The 18417-nt window shown below is 65.2% G+C and carries 14 protein-coding genes; 5 read left to right on the forward strand and 9 right to left on the reverse strand.

From position 1 onward, the window contains the following. Window positions 1-6: 6 nt before the first annotated feature. The 8 genes from YQ44_RS15725 to YQ44_RS15760 form a co-directional block, all read right to left on the reverse strand. On the reverse strand, window positions 7-1419 hold the full coding sequence (locus tag YQ44_RS15725; RefSeq protein WP_071324195.1) for an MFS transporter: 1413 nt from the start codon (window positions 1417-1419) through the stop codon (window positions 7-9). A gap of 169 nt (window positions 1420-1588) precedes the next feature. After that, window positions 1589-2305 carry a ribonuclease T2 family protein gene (locus tag YQ44_RS15730; protein WP_071324196.1) on the reverse strand — a complete coding sequence of 239 codons (717 nt, stop codon included), beginning with the start codon at window positions 2303-2305 and terminating at the stop codon, window positions 1589-1591. 70 nt (window positions 2306-2375) lie between these two features. After that, on the reverse strand, window positions 2376-3476 hold the full coding sequence (locus YQ44_RS15735) for a branched-chain amino acid aminotransferase (RefSeq protein WP_071324197.1): 1101 nt from the start codon (window positions 3474-3476) through the stop codon (window positions 2376-2378). A 109-nt stretch (window positions 3477-3585) separates the two neighbouring features. Continuing rightward, window positions 3586-4083: a Fur family transcriptional regulator gene (locus YQ44_RS15740; RefSeq protein WP_071324198.1), complete on the reverse strand. Its 498-nt coding sequence runs from the start codon at window positions 4081-4083 to the stop codon at window positions 3586-3588. A gap of 133 nt (window positions 4084-4216) precedes the next feature. Then, complete coding sequence (locus YQ44_RS15745; protein WP_071324199.1) at window positions 4217-6550, reverse strand: TonB-dependent receptor; 2334 nt, start codon at window positions 6548-6550, stop codon at window positions 4217-4219. Between the two features lie 91 nt (window positions 6551-6641). Continuing rightward, window positions 6642-9038, reverse strand: a complete 2397-nt coding sequence (locus tag YQ44_RS15750; protein WP_156894875.1) for a TonB-dependent siderophore receptor — start codon at window positions 9036-9038, stop codon at window positions 6642-6644. A gap of 83 nt (window positions 9039-9121) precedes the next feature. Next, the gene (locus tag YQ44_RS15755) at window positions 9122-10132 is read right to left on the reverse strand and encodes a FecR domain-containing protein (RefSeq protein ID WP_071324200.1); all 1011 of its coding nucleotides are present in this window, start codon (window positions 10130-10132) and stop codon (window positions 9122-9124) included. Further along, window positions 10122-10634: a sigma-70 family RNA polymerase sigma factor gene (locus YQ44_RS15760; RefSeq protein ID WP_071326538.1), complete on the reverse strand. Its 513-nt coding sequence runs from the start codon at window positions 10632-10634 to the stop codon at window positions 10122-10124. The genes YQ44_RS15755 and YQ44_RS15760 overlap by 11 nt, the downstream gene beginning before the upstream one ends. A gap of 279 nt (window positions 10635-10913) precedes the next feature. Between YQ44_RS15760 and YQ44_RS15765 the strand changes: the two genes are divergently transcribed. The 4 genes from YQ44_RS15765 (at window position 10914) to YQ44_RS15770 (ending at window position 14837) form a co-directional block, all read left to right on the forward strand. Then, complete coding sequence (locus tag YQ44_RS15765; RefSeq protein WP_083411888.1) at window positions 10914-13451, forward strand: PepSY domain-containing protein; 2538 nt, start codon at window positions 10914-10916, stop codon at window positions 13449-13451. Window positions 13452-13579: 128 nt separating this feature from the next. Then, window positions 13580-13765: a hypothetical protein gene (locus YQ44_RS29030; protein WP_156894876.1), complete on the forward strand. Its 186-nt coding sequence runs from the start codon at window positions 13580-13582 to the stop codon at window positions 13763-13765. A gap of 198 nt (window positions 13766-13963) precedes the next feature. Further along, window positions 13964-14119 (forward strand): hypothetical protein, encoded by a 156-nt coding sequence (locus tag YQ44_RS29035; protein ID WP_156894877.1) that lies wholly within the window; start codon window positions 13964-13966, stop codon window positions 14117-14119. Window positions 14120-14438: 319 nt separating this feature from the next. After that, window positions 14439-14837 carry a bacteriohemerythrin gene (locus tag YQ44_RS15770; protein ID WP_071324201.1) on the forward strand — a complete coding sequence of 133 codons (399 nt, stop codon included), beginning with the start codon at window positions 14439-14441 and terminating at the stop codon, window positions 14835-14837. On the opposite strand, the gene YQ44_RS15775 is transcribed toward YQ44_RS15770, so the two are convergent. Continuing rightward, on the reverse strand, window positions 14838-15707 hold the full coding sequence (locus tag YQ44_RS15775) for a hypothetical protein (RefSeq protein WP_156894878.1): 870 nt from the start codon (window positions 15705-15707) through the stop codon (window positions 14838-14840). It lies immediately after the preceding gene. A gap of 312 nt (window positions 15708-16019) precedes the next feature. Here YQ44_RS15775 and YQ44_RS15780 point away from each other — a divergent pair, with 312 nt between their 5' ends. Continuing rightward, entirely contained in the window at window positions 16020-18263 is a 2244-nt protein-coding gene (locus tag YQ44_RS15780; protein WP_198043713.1) for a TonB-dependent siderophore receptor, read from the forward strand. The last annotated feature ends 154 nt before the right edge of the window (window positions 18264-18417 follow it).

Consider the following 18417-nt stretch of genomic DNA (forward strand, 5'->3'; position numbering starts at 1 on the left):
TACCCGTCAGTCGCGCTTGCCGGCCAGCCACGCCGGCTGCGCCACCGCCAGGCGCGCAAAGCTGGCGATGCTGGCCACGGCGGCAAAACCTGCCGCCAGGCACAGCGCATACGTCGTGCCGCGGCTGGCGGAAACCGTGAAGCAATACGCGACGAGCGCGGCGCCCGTGGCTTGCCCGATCAGGCGCGACGTGGCGACCACGCCGCTGGCGCCGCCGGCCCGCTCGGGCGGCGCGCTGCCCATGATGGCTTTCAGGTTGGGCGCCTGGAAGAAACCGAAACCGACGCCGCACAGGGCCATGCGCCAGCCGATGTCGAAGGCGCTCGGGTGCGCCGGTATCCATACGAGTGTCAGCAAGCCGCCGGCCAGCGCCGCCAGGCCGATGCCGCCCAGCACGCCGGGCGCATAGCGGTCGCTGAGGCGGCCGGCCACGGGCGCCATCACGGCCACCAGCACGGCCCACGGCGTCATCAAGAAACCCGTCTCGATGGGCGAGCGGCCCAGGGTCACTTCAAAATAAAACGGCAGCGACACGAAGGCCAGCCCCTGCGCGGCAAACGTGCAGATGGCCGTCAGCGACGACAGCAGGAACAGGGGACGGCGGAACAGGTCGATCGGCAGCATGGGCGCCGCGTGCCCCGCCTGGCGGCGCAGCAACAGGACAAAGAAAATCACCACGGCCACCAGTTCCGGCAACAAGGTGGCAACCGGCGCGTGGTGGGCGGCGTCGCCAAACAAGAGAATCAGCAGGCCGAAGGCGCCCACGTTGTACAGCGCCGTGCGCAGGTCCAGCGTGTGCCCGGAAAGCCGGGTCGCCGGCAGCATGCGGCTGGCCAGCAGGAAACCGAGCAAGCCCAGCGGCACATTGATGGCAAACAACCATGGCCACGACGCCGTCGCCAGGATCAGCGAGGCGGCCGTGGGTCCGACGGCGAAGGCGACAGCCACCACCAGCGCATTGTTGCCGAACGCCCTGCCCAGCAAATGCTTGGGATACAGGGCGCGCAGCAGCGCCGTATTGACGCTCATCATGGCGCTGGCGCCGACGCCTTGAAATAGCCTTGCCACCACCAGCGACGGCAAGGACCACGCCAGCGCGCAGGCCAGCGATGCCAGGGTGAACAGAACCATGCCGGAGATAAACACACGGCGGTAGCCAACGATCTCGCCGAGCGCGGAAAACGGCAGCAGGGTCGCCACCATCGCCAGCTGATACACATTCACGATCCAGACCGAGGCGGCCGGCGTCGTGTGCAGTTCGCTGGCGATGGCCGGCAAGGCCGTGTTGGCAATCGCCGTGTCGAGCGACGCCATGCCCACCCCGATGGCCAGCGACAGCATGGCCCACAACCGCGCATTGGGCGGCAAGCCGTCCTCACCCACCGGGACGGCTGGTCCCCTGTTTTGCTTGAACATCATTGATCCGATACGAATGCCATGCCGCGCCGCCAGCCACGCTTACGCCGGGCATCTTCTTGTTAGCAGCCAATCATGTGGCCGCAGGCAAGACACTAGCATGGATGAACGGAGTCTGCCGGACAGCCCCGCCGTGGGCCGGGCTGCCTGTTATCGGATGGCTACGCGAATTTCATTTCTTGCAATCGATGACTTTGAAATCTTTCGAATAGCAGATGCGCAACTCGCCCGAGTGCTTTTCATAGCCGAGCCAGCGGCCTTTCAGCTGCGGGTTATGCTGCTTCATCCACTGGAACAGCGCGTTTTTCGGCATGGTACTGTCTGGCAACTTCAAGGCCTGGAACAGTTCGCGCTCTTTCTCGAAATACTGCTTGGCCGTGTCGAAGTCGCAGGCGCCATGCTTTTCCCATTCGCCCTGCAGCAAGGCTTCGCCCGGCTGCATGCACATGTAGGGCAGGATGTCCGACGGCGCCAGCTTCGGCAAATTGCCCTTGCAATAGCGCGGATGCAGTTCCGTCTTGCGCGGCGGCGTCACGGAAATATCGTCGCAGCTGGCCGGATTGTCCGACTGCGCCCACAAGCCATGCACGATCCAGCCGAAGTGATTGCTCTCGGCGCACTGGAAGGCGGCCTTCTTTGACACTTCGCCACGGCGGCGCTGGCTGTCGCAAAAGCCGGGCGACCACGACAGCGCCAGCATGAAGTAGTCGGTGGGCACATTCGTGCTTTGCTTGTAGCACGTGTTTTTCTCATCCGACGGCTTGACGTCGTAATCGTAGTAGCTGACGTTGCGGGGAATGGCGCACGTGGCATCGGCCGCGTGGGCGGCACCGGCGGACAGGCTGAGGAACACGGCGGCCAGCGCGGGCAAGACAGAGCGGATTTTCATCGAGTTTCCTTCAGGATATAAAAACGCCGGCAACTGAGTGCCGGCGCGGTATTAAAATGACGCCATCAATTTAGCAGACGGTGTGCATCCAGTTATGCGTATCCGGTGCCGTGCCATGCTGCAGACCCAGCAACGCTTCGCGCAGGGCCAGGGTGACGGCGCCATTTTCATTATTGTTGATGGTCATTTCAAAGCCGTTGGCCTTGGCCACGCCCACGGGCGTGATGACGGCGGCCGTGCCGCAGGCGAACACTTCGGTCATGCGGCCCGAGGCGATATCGTCGCGCCATTGCTGGACGGACAATTTACGCTCTTCCGTGGCATAGCCGAGGTCTTTCGCCATTTCCAGCAGGCTGCGGCGGGTGATGCCTGGCAGCAAGGTACCCGTCAATTCCGGCGTCACGACGGTGACTTTTTCGCCATCCTTGTAGACGAAGAACAAGTTCATGCCGCCCATTTCCTCGATGTACTCGCGGTGCACGGCGTCGAGCCACACGACCTGGTCGCAACCCTTCTCTTGCGCTTGCGACTGGGCCATCAGGCTGGCCGCGTAGTTGCCCGCGCACTTAGCTTCACCGGTGCCGCCCGGCGCGGCGCGCACGAAGTCTTCGCTGATCCACACGGTGACGGGTTTCACGCCTTTCGGGAAATAGGCGCCCGCCGGCGAGGCGAACAGCACGAACAGGTATTCTTCCGACGGACGCACGCCCAGGTAAGGGTCGGTGGCGATCATCAGCGGACGCATGTACAGGCTTTCGCCCGTGTTCTTCGGCACCCAGTTGCGGTCTTGCGCAATCAGCGCATCGCCCGCTTCCAGGAACAGCTCGACAGGGATGGCCGGCATGGCCAGGCGCGCGGCGCTGCGGTTGAAGCGCTCGGCATTCTGTTCCGGACGGAAAGTCTTGATGCTGCCGTCAGGCTGGGCAAACGCTTTATACCCTTCGAAGATGGCCTGGCCGTAGTGCAGGGACGAGGCGGACGGGTCCAGCATCAGCGGGCCGTAGGCCTTCAGTTCGCCTTGCTGCCACTTGCCGTCGCGGTAAGGAATCACCACCATGTGATCGGTGAAGATGCGGCCGAACGCAGGGTTGACCATGCGCGCGGCGCGTTCGGCGTCGGACAAGGGGTGGGCGGACGGGGTGACGACGAGATTCGGTGTGGAAGTGGTCATGGCAGCAGGGAAACGAGTAAAGAGTATCCCTATTGTAGCGCCTAATGCGCGCGCCGAGGAGGCGGCGCGGCCGCCTGCCATTGTTGCGCCGTGCCAAACAGCGGCGCCGTCAGCAGGCCCGCAACGGCCTGCCCCGCCCCGCCTGCGCTTCCTCGGCGCAATGGCTGCAGCGCATCTGCACGGACACCACGTTCGCGCCGATTTCCATGCCATGCGACACGGCCGCCTGGCGCAGCTGCTCCACCAGCGGCGCATCCTGCACCAGCACGCTGCGCTCGCACACGCGGCACACCAGGTAACAGCTGTCCGCCTCGACATGCTCGGGCTTGATCAGATAGCGTGCCTTGTTGCCGCTGGCACTCGCCTCGCGCTCGCGCAACAGCAAGCCCGCCTGTTCCATTTCCTTGAGCACGCGGTAGATCGTGCCCAGGCTGACGGCGATGCCCATGTGCAGCAGTTGCTGGTAAATGCCTTCCGCATTCATCGCCTGCCGCTGCGTGCCGGCCAGCACTTGCAGGATGCAGACGCGGGCACTCGTCGGACGCAGGCGCGCGCCGCGCAGGCGCTCGAACACGCGGCCACCGTCCTGGTATTGAATGTCTTGCATGGAATTCTCCGCTTGTGCGTTCAGCTCTACTGTCATTGCCAAGCGAGAACGTCAAAAGGGAACCGGGGAATGAAAAAAAAGCGCCATTCCATCCACTGGAACGGCGCCTTGCGCTACATCAGACGGACAAACATCAGAACTTCATGTTGGCCGTCAAGGTTGCCGAGCGGCCTGGCGCCACACCGGCATAGTGCGGCGACGAAACCTTGTCGAAGTACAGCTTGTTCGTCAGGTTCTGGATGTTCAGCTGCAGGGTCACATTGCGGCTGACGACATAGCTGGCCATGGCGTCGAAGCGCGTGTAGGCCGGTGCATACTTGTTGTTGGCCACCGAGGCGTAGACCTTGTCGACGTAGTTCACGCCGCCGCCCACGGTGATGGCTGGCGTCACTGCATACGAGGTCCACAGCGAGGCGCTGTTTTTCGGCGTGGTGGGGAACTGGTTGCCGTTGTATGGCGATGGCGTATACACGGGCACAGCCGTCGTGCCCGTATTGACGTAACCATTGTTTTCCACGATGGCGTTCAAATGCGTGTAGCCGCCGAACACCGACCATTCCTTCGTGATATTGCCGCTCACGCCCAGCTCGATACCCTTGACTTGCTTGTCGCCCACGTTTTGCGTGGTGCCGTCCGGCGCCGTCACGCGCGCATTGCTCATGTCGCTCTGGAAATAGGCGCCGCTGAGGGACAGCCGGCCGCCCGGCAGCACTTCCCATTTCGTGCCCAGCTCGAAGCTCTTGCTCTCCTGCGGCTTCAGGTTCTGGATGGCGACCGTCAAGCCGTCGATGCCGTCGCCGCCGTCATTGCCCGGTGGCGTGGACGAGGTGCCGTAGGAAACATACACGCTGCTGTTGGTCGATGGCTTGTACACCAGGCCCGCCTGGTAGCTGGCGAACGTGGCGTGCACCTTGGCGCTGCTGGCGGCGGTGACCTTGTTGTCGAGCGTGTATTGCGGCGTGTTCAGCGAACTCTTGTAGTCATCCCAGCGGATGCCCACGTTGAGCAGCCATTGCGGCGTGAACTCCAGCGTGTCGAAAGCGTACACGGAGCGCGTGTTGGTGACGATGTTCGTGCGGGCTGGCGACACCGTGCGCGTGTAGACCCATGGGTCGTTGGCGTTCGGGTTGAGCAAGGGCGCGCAGTTGTACAGGGTGGCCGCGCCATAGGTCGGGCAGCTGGAGCCGACTTTTTCCAGCGGATTGTTCGTCCCCGGGCTGAACAGATAAGAGCTGCGGTCCGTTTCTTCGCGGCCGATTTCCAGGCCCAGGGTATAGGTGTGCTTCACGCCGCCGGCCAGGAATTCGCCGCCCAGGCTGGTCGCATTGGCCAGCGCATCCGTATCGGTCGTGCGCGTGTTGGCACGGCGCCAGACGGTGCCGTACAGCATGGTGTTGCCCTTGGAATCGTCGGGCTGGGTCCACACGTAGTCATTGCTGGTCTTGCCGTAACGGGTGACGTTGCGCAGAACCAATTTATTACCGAAGTCGTGGCGCACGTCGATGGTGCCGATATCGCTCTGCGTGTCACGGAAATCGCGGTTCACCAGGCCATAGAAGGTCTCGCGCGGCACGTTGACGGGCGTGCCGTTGCCGTTTTTCGATACGTTCGCGCCCGAGGAGAACGGGTTGTTGAACGGCAAGCCAGTGTCTGGCAATTCGCTCGACTGCATGTGGTAGTAGCTGAGCGTCGCCTGGGTGGCCGATTTCAGGCCGAAGGTGATCGACGGCGCGATGCCCCAGCGGTCGCCATTGATGTAGTCGCGGCCGGCAACGTGGGCGTCGTGCGCCATCACGTTCAGGCGCACGGCCACGTCGTCGCTGATGACGCGGTTCACGTCGGCCGTGGCGCGGCGGTACTTGGCGCTGCCCAGGCCCACGGTGGCATTGGTGAAGTTGTCGACTTTCGGCGTCTTGCTGATCAGGTTGACGCCGCCGCCCGCGGACGAACGTCCACCGTAGGCCGAGTTCGGGCCCTTGACGACTTCGATTTGTTCCAGCGCAAAGATTTCACGCGATTGCGACCCCGTGTCGCGGATGCCGTCGATATACGTGTCCGTTTGCGCGTTGTAGCCGCGGATAAACAGATTATCGCCCACGGGATTGCCGCCTTCGCCGGCGCCGATGGTGATGCCCGGCACGGTGCGCAATGCGTCCGTCAGCGAGACGGCGCCCGTTTGCGCAATGATTTCGGCGGGAATGACCGTCACGGATTTCGGCGTGTCGAGCAGCGGCGCCGTCAGCTTGTCGCTGGCCGATTTGACGGGCGCCTGGATCAGGCGGTCAGCCGTGCCGACGACCTTGACTTCCTGCAACTGCTGCGGCTTGTCCGTCGTTTGCGCGTGCAGCGCCAGCGGCATGGCCAGGGTGGCAAACGCGGCCAGGGCCGTGCCATGCAGGCGCGGCGTGGAAGTGGTCTGGTGCTTGCGGCTGCGGATGGTAACGCCCGCTTTGTCTTTCGATGTCATCGCTATCTTTCAATCTATCGGATGGAATAAGTTGGCTGGCTACTGCCCCCCGGCAGTTGGCTGGCTCGTTGATTGCTTGGGTACTACAAAACTAGAACCGCCACCGCGCCGTCATGCGCAGCGCCCGGGGCGAACCGGGCGCGATGTTGTCGTTGCTGTGGGCGGAGGCGACATATTTTTTATTGAACAGGTTTTCCACATTCAGCTGCAGCTGGAAAGGACCTGGCGGCTTGAAGTACACGGCGCCGTCGAAGCGCGTAAAGCCGGGCAACGCCACCGTGTTGGAGACGGAGGCGAACACGGCGCTGCGGGCGATCACGCCCAGCGCGGCGCCCCAGGCCGGCGAAAAATCGTAGCGGTTCCACAGTGACAGGCTGTGCCTGGGCACGTGCGCCACCGTGGCCCCTTCCAGGGCAGTGGCCGATTGCGTGGCCGTCAGCACGGCGCGCTGCCACGCATAGCCGCCGGCGATGCTCCAGCCAGCTTGGACCTTGCCGTTGACTTCCAGTTCCAGGCCTTCGCTGCGCTGGCCGTCAACCAGCATGGCCCGCGTCGCGTCCGAGGGGTCGGTGACGGCGACATTGCTGCGCTCGAGCCGGTACAGTGCCGCGCTGGCCGTCAAGGCCGGCGTGACATCCCACTTGGCGCCCAGTTCCACGTTGCGGAAGCGCTCCGGCTCGAACACGGCGTTACTGGGCGTTAACGACGCCAGCTGTTCGCCCGCGCGCGGCAGGAAGGACTGGCTCGCGCTCGCATACAGCGACAGCGCGGGAAACGGTTGATAAATGAGGGCGGCGCGCGGCGACCACGGCGTATCCGCGCGGGCGATGCGCGCGCCATTGCGGCGGTTGACGAAGTCGACGGCAAAACGCTCGTAGCGCAATCCCGCCACGGCCTGCCATTGCGGGTTGAAGCGCAGCTGGTCTTGCAGGTAGATGGCGGCCGTGTCCGCCACGCCGTGGTTGTCGGCATCCGTGGCGCTGGGACGGAAGGTCACGGGCAAGTCCGTCACCGGGTGCGCCGTGGGCAGGCTGATGTGCGTGACGTTGTCGCCCAGTGTCGTGAAATAGCCGGTGTTGCGCAGATTGTCCGTCGTCTGGCGGCCCAGTTCCAGGCCCGCCGTCAGCCGGTGCCGCAGTGCGCCCGCCCTCACGGTCCATTCCACGTCCGTCTGGTTGAACAGGTTGCGCCGCACGGTGGCGCTGTTGTAGGCCAGCACGGTTACGCTGGCACCATCCGCGCTGACGGGACCGGGAAAGGCATTCTGGTACAGCTTGTCGTAATCGGCCAGGCGTGTGCGGTTGCGCACGCTTGCACCGCCGCCCAGGTCATGCTCGATGGATACGCCCAGCGCGTCGATGTAGGCCCACGACGGGCTGCTGCCGGCGATGCCGAAAAAAGTGGACGGGGCCGTCTCGAACGGCCGCCCCTGGTAAGAAGGCACGCCCCGGTCCGTCACGCGGTCGTCGCGAAAGCGTTCATAGCTGGCCACTACGCTGGTGCGCGGCGACAGACGCCAGGCCACGACGGGGTTGATGGCGCTGCGGCGCACGTTGACGCCCTGGCGAAACGAATCGCTGTCTTCCGCCATGGCATTGACGCGCACGGCCACCTCGCTGCCGAACGCGTGCTGCAAGTCCAGCGCCGCGCGCCGGTTGCGCCAGGCGCCCAGGCTCACGCTCGCTTCGCCATCATTGATCCATTGCGGCTGCTTGGTGGCGCGGTTGATGACGCCACCGCCGCCGCCGCGACCAAAGACCATGGCGTTCGGTCCCTTGATGGCTTCGACCCGTTCGATATTGTAGAAATCGCGATAGTACTGCACGTCATCGCGCATGCCATCGAGATAGAAGTCCGACGTCGAACTGTTGCCGCGCATCACGGCCGTATCGCGGTTGCCCTCGCCTGCCGCCGTGCCCACGCCCGGCATGTAGCGCATGGCGTCGGCCAGCGTGCGCATGTCCTGGTCGCGTATCAGTTCGCCGCTGACGACGCTGATGGCTTGCGGCGTGTCGCGCAAGGCCGTGTCGTTGCGATGCGCGGCGGCCGAGCCGGCGCGGCGGTAGCCGTCATCATTGCCTCCCTGCACGGTGACGGGCGCCAGCACTTGCAGGCCGGCCCCGACTCCATCGAGGTCGGTGCGCAGGGGCGCGGGCGCCAGGCGGACGATGTAGCTGCCATCGGGCAATTGCACGGCCACCAGGCCTGTGCCCGCCAGCAATTGCTGCAAGCCCTGGCCCGTGGCCACGGTGGCGTTCAAGCCGGCGCTGCGTTTGCCCTGCGTCAAGCCGCCTTCGGCCGACAGCAGGATTCCCGCCTGGCCCGCGAACTGGCGCAAGGCCTGGCCCAGCGGCGCGGCGGCGATGCGGAAGCTGCGCAGCGTCTCTTCCGCCGCCGGCGCCATGGCAGGCGCGGCCAGCAGCGCGACGGCCACGGACAGCGGCAGCAGGCGGCGGGCAAACGGCAGATAGATGGGCGACAGCGGCACGGCATTCCTTATTGAAGTTGAGCAAGCTACTTCTACTTTGCCAAACAACTTTTCAAAAGGGGAACCGCATCTGGAAAAATATTTTATTTATTCTGCGGCAAGGGTTCGACGGTGACCCACCAGTCATGCAGGCGATGAATTCTGACCGGCAAGGTCGCCTCCAGCGCGGCCAGGATGCGGTCCGTGTCGGCCAGCGGATAGCTGCCCACGAGGCGCAGGTGCGCCACTTCCGGTGCGCAACCCAGGTGGCCGCGCCGGTAGCGCGACAGTTGCGCGAGGAAATCGTCGAGCCGCATCTGCTCGGGCTGCAAGCGGTACTCGATCCAGGCGGCCGCATTCGGGTCGACGGCGAACGGTTCGCCGATAACGCCGTCGCCAAAGCGGCATTGCTGGCCCGCCGGCACGATGCGCGGCGCACCGCCGTCGCGCGGCGCCACCTCGACGCGTCCCTCGTAGACGGCCAGCAAGGTGGTATCGCCCTGCGGCTGCACGCTGAAGCGCGTGCCCAGCGCGCGCAGGCGGCCGTGCACGGTGTCGACCACCAGCGCACGCGCCTGCTGCCGGCTGTCGCGCGCGGAAACGATATAGATTTCCCCCTCATGCAGGGCGATGCGGCGCAGATTGTCGCCATAATCGACATCGAGGGCCGTCGCCGTGTTCAGCCACAATTGCGAACCGTCGGCCAGCGCCAGCTGGCGCACGCTGCCAATGGCCGTTTTTTCAGTCGCGTTCAGGCTGGCCACCCAGCTGCGCGTGTCGCGCCGCAGCAGCATGGCGCCGCCCAGTCCCGCCGTCAGGCACAGCGCCAGCAAGCCCTTCACGAGGCTGCGGCGCTGGGCGTCGTTCTGGCGCGGGCCCGCATCGTCGAGCGCCTGGCGCGCCGCTTCGCCAGGCAGCTGGCGAAATTCGGCGCTGACGGCTTCCACCCTGCGCCAGGCGGCGCGGTGGACGGCAGACATGGCATGCCAGCGCTCCCACTCTTGCTGGTCAGCATGGCTGGCGTCTTCGCCGCGCAGCACGGCGAACCACTCGGCCGCTTCCTGCAGGATGGCGTAGTCGGCGGATGGCTGCGCCTGAGCGGGTTCAGGTGCCATCGTCCATGCACAGCATGCATTGCAGCATGGCTTGCGCCATATACTTTTTCACCATGCGCTCGGACACTTCCAGCTGGCCGGCGATCTGCGCATAAGTAAGGCCATCCATCTGCGCCAGCAGAAACGCCTGGCGCGCACGCGGCGACAGCGTGTCGAGCATGGCGTCGATGCGGCACAGGGTTTCGACGACGAGCGCCCGCTCCTCGGGCGACGGCGCCGTCAGCTCGGGCCGGCTGGCGAGGGCGGCCAGGAACGTGCGCTCCAGGGTCAGGCGGCGCCAGTGATTGACGAGCAAGCCATTGGCGACCGTGCTCAGGTAGGCACGCGGTTCGCGCAGGCTGTCGGCCGACTGCGTGGCCAGCATGCGCACGAAGGTGTCTTGCGCCAGGTCCGCCGCACCGTCGCGGCAACCGAGCTTGCGCCATAGCCAGTTATACAGCCAGCCATGATGGCTACTGTACAGGTCACTGAAAACGTCGAGGGAGGGAGAAATGGTGGACACGGGCAAACAAACAAAGGGGCTGCCAAACTTGCCGGTCAAGTGGGTCAGCACTGCATCATGATCACGAATGAGAATGATTTTCATTTTCACACAATTTCACGACGATGTAAATTATCAAGACGTCATCTGCAGCATGCCGGGGCGCGAACCGCGCCTTCCGCGCAACAGCTGGCCACCCTGCCATCATTTGCGAATGATTCTCGTTTGCGTTAAAATGCCAGCCTTCCACCATCGTCCCTGCCATGCCTGACGCCCATGGCTGCACTATCGAAAGCCGCCATGACCTCCTCTTCCTCCCTGCCCCAGCCGCAACTGCGCGCCGCTGCCGACGATGCGCAGGACGCCAGCCAGGCCAGCCAGGCGCCCGCCGCCAGCGCGAAACGGCGCGCATGGCACTGGAGCTGGAAGCAGGTGTGGTTTCAATTGCACTGGTTTATCGGCATCACGGCCGGTACGGTGCTGGTGATCATCGGCTTGAGCGGCGCCACGCTGGCCTTCAAGGATGAATTGCTGGACCTCATGAACCCTGGCGTGCGCCATGTCGCCGTGGAAACGCGCGCGCCGCTGACGCCGGCCCAGCTGGGCCGCCTCGCCGAGACGGAACACGGCCAGCGCGTCGCCTCGATCACCATGTATGCGGAAGCGGGCGCGGCTCCCCGTTTGTTCTTCGCGCCGAAGAACGGCCAGCGGCGCGGCGAGTCCATTTACGTCCATCCGTACACGGGCGCGACGCAGCCGGCGCTGGTGGGCGCGGGCTTTTTCGAGTGGACGGAATCGCTGCACCGCTGGCTGCTGCTGCCGCGCGATCCGGGCCGCCAGGTGGCGGGCGCGCTGGCCCTGTGCCTGCTGGGCCTGGCCTTGTCCGGCCTGTACTTGCGCTGGCCGCGCCGACCGCTGGACTGGCGCACCTGGCTGACCTTCGATCCGGCCCTGAAAGGCCGCTCCTTCCTGTGGAATCTGCATGCCGTGGCCGGCACCTGGTGCCTGGTCGTGTATGTGGCGCTGACCCTGACGGGCATCTACTGGAGCTACGACGTGGTGCGCGACCATGTCGACGCCTGGGCCGGCAAGCCGCCCCGCGTGGCGCAGGCGCCGGCGAAAAAGGGACCGGCCAGGGAGAAAAAAGACATGCCCGCCGTCGACATCGGCCTGGCCTGGAGCACCTTCCAGCAACACGCCGCCGGCTGGACCCTGGCCAGCGTGCGCCTGCCCACGCGCGCCGGCGACGCCGTGCAATTCACGTGGCTGGCCAGCGACGCGCCGCACGAGCGGGCGCGCAGCCGCCTGTCCATTTCCCCGGCCGACGGCACGATCACGAAAAACGAGCCGTACAGCCAGCAGGCGCTGGGTGCGCGCCTCGTCAACATCATTTATCCGCTGCACATGGGCACGTATTTTGGCTTGCCGGGCCGCATCATCGTCACCTTGGCCAGCCTCGGCCTGCCCCTGTTCGCCATCACGGGCTGGATGCTGTACCTGGGCCGCCGCAAGGCCAAGCGGGCCGTGCAGGCGCAGCGCGCCATGCTGGGCGCCGGCGCGCCAGGCAAGGCGAACACGGGCCTGCCCACGCTGGTGGCCTACGCCAGCCAGTCGGGCCAGGCCGAGCGCCTGGCGCTGGAAAGCGCGCGCGCCCTGCAGCAGGCGGGCGTGGCCGTCGACGTGCAATCGCTCGACCAGCTCGATCCCGCGCAATTGCGCCAGTATGAACGGGCCCTGATCGTCGCCAGCACCTTTGGCGAAGGCGAAGCGCCGGACGGCACGCGCCGCTTCGCGCGTCTGCTGCGGCAAACGGCGGGCTCGCCGCTGGCGGGCCTGGAATTCGGCATGCTGGCCCTGGGCGACCGCCATTACAGCGCCTTCTGCGGCTTTGGCCACGCGCTGGACCAGCAGCTGCGCGCGCTGGGCGCCACTGCCCTATTCCCCCTGATCGAAGTGGACAAGCACGACGCGCAAGCGCTGGCCGACTGGTCCAACGCGCTGGCCCGCTGCAGCGGCAGTGCCATCGACGCCATCGGCGTGCAGGAAGCCGCCTCGTATGACGAGTGGCGCCTGGTGCGCCGCGTGCTGCTCAACCCGGGCAGCCTGGGCGGCGAACTGCATGAAATCACGTTGACGGGCCCGGCCGGCGCCAGCTGGGAAGCGGGCGCGCTGGCGGAAATCATTCCTTGCAATGCAGATGGCAGCGATGGCGACGCGCAGGCTGCGCCGCATGCGCCGCGCAGCTACTCGCTGGCCTCGCTGCCGCAGGATGGCGAACTGCAATTGCTGGTGCGCCAGGAACGCCATGCGGGCGCGGCCAACGAGGGCCATGGCCTGGCCTCCGGCTGGCTGACGCGCTTCGCGCCGCTGGATGGCCCCATCCGCCTGCGCCTGCAAGCCAACCCCGCCTTCGCCCCGGCCCTGGCGGATGTGCCCTGCATCTATATCGGCAACGGTTCCGGACTGGCCGGCCTGCGTTCGCACTTGCGCGCGCGCAAGCAGGCGGGGCTGGCCCGCAACTGGCTGCTGTTCGGCGAGCGCCAGCAAGCCGTCGACAGCATCTGCGCCGCCGAGCTGGAAGGCTGGCTGCGGGACGGCCACCTGGCGCGCCTGGACCGCGTCTTTTCGCGCGATGACCAGCGCGAGTACGTGCAAGACCGCCTGCGCGCCAGCACGGATGACTTGCGCGCGTGGCTGGAACAGGGCGCCATCGTCTACGTGTGCGGCAGCCTGCACGGCATGGCGGCAGGAATCGATGCTGTGCTGCAAGAAATTCTGGGCCAGGATGGCGTCGACGCCCTGATGATGGCCGGGCGCTACCGCCGCGACGTGTATTGAGCCAGCACAAGGCGGTGGCCGGACCGCCCGCCAGTGTGGTCCGGCGCACAGTCAGGGCCAGCCATCGGCATACAGTGGGGGCATGGCGGCAGGTGCGCCGCCCCCACTCCCTGTCTGCGAGGTCTCCCATGAAAAACCCCTGGATGAGCATGTACCTGAGCGCCGCCAACCGCATCGCCAACACGGCGCGCGGTCACGCCACGGCGGCCGTCAAGCGCGAAGCGGCGAAAAATACCCGGCAATTGACGCAAGTGTGGTTCGATTCCTTCCTGCCGGCTGCAGGCAAGCCGCGCCGCGGCCGCAAGGCCAAATAGCGCTCAAGCAAGCCACGCCGGCGGGCAGCTTGATGCAGTGCGTCACAGCAATTAGTTGAACTTTCAATCAAGTGAACTAAACTGCAAGCATGGTGATACGTAAGGCGTACGCAGTCAAAATACGTCGCCGGCTACGTAAATGGAGTGACCGGCAGGCGCCGCATCCCCGCGCCGCCGCCGGGACACCGGGAGACGATCATGTTGACGCTCAAAGTGCTGGCCTGCCTTGCCCTGTCGGCCCTGTTGCTGGTCCCCCTCGTGCTCAGGGATGCCATGCAGACGTCGGCAGTGCAACAGCTGCAGGTGCCCAATGTGGATGCACAAGGCATGTTTGCCCACTGGCCCAGGCACTAAAAGGACGTGCGGCTGAGATACGCGCGGCTGAGAAAACACCGCTGGCCGCGTTGCCTTGACTTGCCGTACTAGCGTACTGCCTGCGTCAAGGACGCCTTGCCAGCCGCGTTTTTCAGCGGCGCTCGCTCGTGGCTTGCCTCTTTTTAAAAGCCGTTTTTTTGCGGGTGGGGATGTGCTCCCCCTCTCATTTATTTTCTCCGTCTTTCCCGCATCCCCTCTTCATCACATTTTTGATCCAGATCATGGATTTCCACCTTCGCTGCGTCCACACTGGAACAGTCCGCCTTGCATCGCAACGGACTTAACCGGGAGTATCGGCATGGGAAAATCGCACTGGAAGGATGAGATGGCGCTGGGCGTGCCCGCCATCGACGAGGCGCACGAAGCGCTGTTTGCGGAACTGGCGCGGCTGGCGCACCTGAGCGACCAGCACTTCAGCGTGGCGTTCCGCGAGCTGATCGCGGCCGTCGAGCGCGATTTCCGCGAGGAAGAGGATTTGATGGAGCAGATCGGTTTTCCCTCGCTGGCGAACCACCGCGAACAGCATGCGCGCGTGCTCAGCGGCTTGCACCATGCGTGGGCCGCCGTCGACGAGGGCGACCTGGCACAGGGACGCCATGCGCTGTCGCTATTGCCGCAATGGCTGATCTTTCACCAGGCCACCATGGACCTGGCCCTGGCGGCGGCGCTGGAACTCGTGCAGCGCCAGCCGCAATGACTACAGCAGCAGGACCGTGGCCTGCTCGGGCAAGACGACGCGGTAATGGCCTGGATATTTATCCTCGCCATCGAAGATCTTGCAAAACACGGGCGCGTTGATATCGTTGACGGCCGGCTCGTTCATGGGCAAGGTGGCGATCAGCTGCTCCCCATCCATCAGGTGCAGTGCACCGCCCCGCTCGGCCGCGCAAAAAGCCAGCGACTGCACTTCGCTGGCGAACGGCCGCTTGTACCACGGCGTGATGGCGCGCACGGCGCGCCGCGCGTCCCGCAACACCTGGCCGACGCGCGTCACGTTCCATGCGTCGCGCGCGACGGCAGGCTGGATCACGATGTTCGCCGTCAACTCGCCCCTGCCCTTATTCACCAGGAAACTGCCATCCTGCGCGGCGATATCGTCGTTGAGGGGCACGACGAACACCCCGCCTTCGGCGACCTTGATCGGCAGCGGCGCGCCATTGCCCACCAGGGCCACGCGCACGTCGTCGATGGTCGCGCTCAGCTTGGCGGGAATCAGGCGCAGGGCCATGACCACGCTGCCGCTCGACACTTGCCACACTTTCCTGGCCGTCTGATAACTGTCCCGGTACGCCATGAAGCGCACGCGCGGCGCCTTCGCATCGCTATTGGCCGTGATCGTCACCGTTTGCGAGGGCAAGGCTTCCACGGCCGGGACTGGCGCCGGCACCGCGGCGGGATCGGTCGCCGGCATAGGCGCCGCGACTGCGGCGGGCACAGGCTCGGCCACGGCGGGCGGCACGCTGGCACTGTGCTGCGGCGCGGAAACCGCCGGCGGCGGCGCGAGCTCCTGGGCCTGGCCCAGCGAGACGACACACAACCATCCTGCACAGGCTATCCATGTACGCATGCATTTCTTTCATTAAGGAAAATATTTTGTCAGCGCCTGCATTATCGCAGAAGCCCCGCCAACGCGCCGCTACCGGCCCGCATGCACTCTCTTGGTGCACACGCTTGATTATTTGGCAAATACCACTTATATTGATAATGATTCTTATTCACGAATCGTGACAGGAATCATGCACGTCCTTTCCACCGCCATGCGCGGTGGAACTGCTATCCAAGCCAGATTCCGGGCCAGCGTCATGCCATCCCCCCAGCTACTGCGCACCTCGCCAGACGAGATAGGAACACCCACGACTAAAAATATTCCAGGAAAATGATGCAATCGACTACCACCGTCTTCTCTTCTTCGCGCCAGCCCGCCTTGCGCCCCCTCCCCCACCTGCTACAGATCGCCCTGCTCAGCCTTGCCGCCGGCGTGGCCGTGCCGGCGCTGGCGGCCGACACGGCGCCGGCCGACACCGCCGCGACCATGCCGGCCGTTACCGTGATAGGCCAGTCGACGGCGACGACGGAAGGCACGCAGTCGTACACGGCGGGCGAAACGCGCAGCGCCACGCGCATGGAGCTGTCGCTGCGCGAGACGCCGCAATCGGTCAGCGTCATCACGCGCCAGCTGCTCGATGACCTGGGCGCCGTGCGCCTGGACCAGGCGCTGGCGCAAACGACGGGCATCCAGGTAGGCCAGAACGATACGGAGCGCACGACGTTTTACGCGCGCGGCTTCGGCATCAACAATATCCAGATCGACGGCATGGCGCGCGGCGGCAATGCGCCGCTGCAAGACACGATCCTATACGACCGCATCGAAGTGATACGCGGCGCCACGGGCTTGATGGGCGGCAAGGGCGACCCGTCGGCCACCATCAACATGGTACGCAAGCGGCCGACCAGGGAATTCCAGGCCAGCGCCGGCCTCATCATGGGTCGCTGGGACGACCAGCGCTTCGAGGCCGACCTCTCCACGCCCCTGAATGCGGACGGCAGCGTGCGCGCCCGCACCGCCCTGGCCTGGCAAAAACGCGATTCCTACCTGGACATGTACCACGAACGCAAGACGGTCGGCATGGTCATCGTCGAGGCGGACTTGCGTCCTGGCAGCCTGCTGACGGCGGGCGTCGACTTCCAGGATAACAAGCCCACGGGCGCCACCTGGGGCGCCGTGCCCTACTGGAACGCGGATGGCAGCCTGGCCAACTTGCCGCGCAATACCAGCTTCACGACGCCATGGAGCACCTGGGCCAACAAGCAGCACACGGTCTTCACTTCGTTGGACCAGCGCCTGCCCGGCAACTGGAATATGCACCTCGGTTATGCGCGCACGGAAAGCACGAACCGCACCACCGTCGCCTACGCGGGCGCCGGCCATCCCGACCCGGCCACGGGTGCAGGCATGCGCCTGTGGACGGGCGCCTGGGGCGCCGGCAAGAACACGGGCGACAATTTCGACGTCTACGCCAGCGGCCCCTTCACCTTGCTGGGGCGCAAGCACACGGCCATCGTCGGCTGGAACGGCGGCAACCAGCGCGCACGCTCGCTGGGCGGCGAGGCGGAAATCAATTACCCGGACTTCATCCCCGATTACCGCAGCTGGACGGGCAACATTCCCCGTCCCGTGTTCCACCCGGACGGCTCGCACACGGAAACGGTGACGCGCCTGGCGGGCGGCTACGTGGCCACGCGCCTGAGCCTGGCCGACCCGCTGCACGTGATCATCGGCGCGCGCAGCAGCACCTACCGCACGGACACGCGCAGCTACAACACGCAAGGCGTATACACGGGCAGCGGCGACTTCGCGGAAACGCGCAATGAAGTCACGCCGTATGTGGGCGCCGTGTTCGACATCAGCAAGCAATATTCGGCGTATGCCAGCTTCACGCAACTGTTCAATCCGCAGACGAGCAAGGACCGCAACGACAAGTTCTTGCCGCCGGAAACGGGCGACAACGCCGAACTGGGCATCAAGGGCGAATTCTATGACGGCAAGCTGAACGCCTCGGCCGCCCTGTTCCACACGAAGAAAAAGAACCTCGCCGAACTCGACCGCTCGGTGCCGCCCGGCTTCCTGCTGCCCGACGGCAGCCAAGCCATGGTGGCCAATGGCGCGGGCGTGACGGCCAAGGGCGTGGAATTCGACGTCGCGGGCCAGATCACGCCGGCCTGGGAAGCGAACGGCGGCTACACCTACCTGCACGCGGCCGAAGCCGATGGCCGCCGCGCCGCCACCACGCAGCCGCGCCACCTGCTGCGCCTGGCCACCAGTTACCGTTTCGACGGCCGGCTGGCAGGCTTGAAAGTGGGCGGCAGCATGACGGCGCAAAGCGCCACCTACAGCGAATCGTGGTACGGCCGTCCGCCATCGGGCGACATCACGAATATCCCGCAGGCCGGCTACGCGCTGTACAACGCCATGGCCAGCTATGCGCTCGGCAAGCACGCCAGCGTGCAGCTGAACGTCAACAACCTGCTGGATAAAAAATACTACCGCAACGTGGGCTTCTTCGACGGCGTGTTCTGGGGCGAGCCGCGCAATATCAGCCTGTCCGTGCGCAGCACGTTCTAAACAGGCGGATCGCCGGCGCCGGCACGGCGGACGGAACAATGTCCGCCGTGCCGGCATGGCAGTGGTCCACTGCCATACAAAGGCGCATTGATGGACATGGCATTGAAATAGCCAACAATCATCGATGAATGCGTCCTTGTTTTAATGTTTTTTT

This window comes from Janthinobacterium sp. 1_2014MBL_MicDiv (genome assembly GCF_001865675.1).
GTDB lineage: Bacteria > Pseudomonadota > Gammaproteobacteria > Burkholderiales > Burkholderiaceae_D > Janthinobacterium.